Source organism: Pseudomonas tremae (assembly GCF_001401155.1).
Classification (GTDB): Bacteria; Pseudomonadota; Gammaproteobacteria; order Pseudomonadales; family Pseudomonadaceae; genus Aquipseudomonas; species Aquipseudomonas tremae.
This window is the reverse complement of sequence record NZ_LJRO01000447.1, coordinates 1-542: the sequence shown is the minus strand read 5'-3', so window position 1 is coordinate 542 and position 542 is coordinate 1. Positions and strand designations below refer to the sequence as shown.

Annotated in this window: 1 protein-coding gene; it reads left to right on the top strand. The window is 59.8% G+C overall.

The annotated features are described in order from the left end of the window. Positions 1-542, top strand: a 542-nt coding sequence (locus ALO43_RS24125) for a pyridoxal-phosphate dependent enzyme (RefSeq protein ID WP_157062363.1), incomplete at both ends; no start/stop codon positions are given.

The following is a 542-nucleotide window of genomic DNA, read 5'->3' as shown; positions in this document are numbered from 1 at the left end:
GCGCAGATCGGTTATCACACCTTTGAAGTGTGTCGTCATTATGTCGATGAAGTGATCACCGTCAGCACCGATGAGATATGCGCTGCGATCAAGGACATCTACGACGACACCCGCTCCATCACCGAGCCATCAGGCGCGCTGGGCGTGGCGGGGATCAAGAAGTACGTCGAACAACGCGGCGTGAAAGGGCAGACGCTGGTGGCGATCGATTCAGGCGCCAACGTCAACTTCGACCGCTTGCGCCATGTGGCCGAACGCGCCGAACTGGGCGAAGGCCGCGAGGCGATCATCGCCGTGACCATCCCCGAACAGCCAGGCAGCTTCAAGGCCTTCTGCGAAGCGATCGGCAAACGACAGATCACCGAATTCAACTACCGCTACCACACTGCCCGCGAAGCACACATCTTCGTCGGCGTGCAGACTCATCCGGAAAACGATCCGCGCAGCGCATTGATCGCCAGCCTCACCGGGCAGGGCTTTCCGGTGCTTGACCTGACTGACAACGAACTGGCCAAACTGCACATTCGGCATATGGTCGGCGG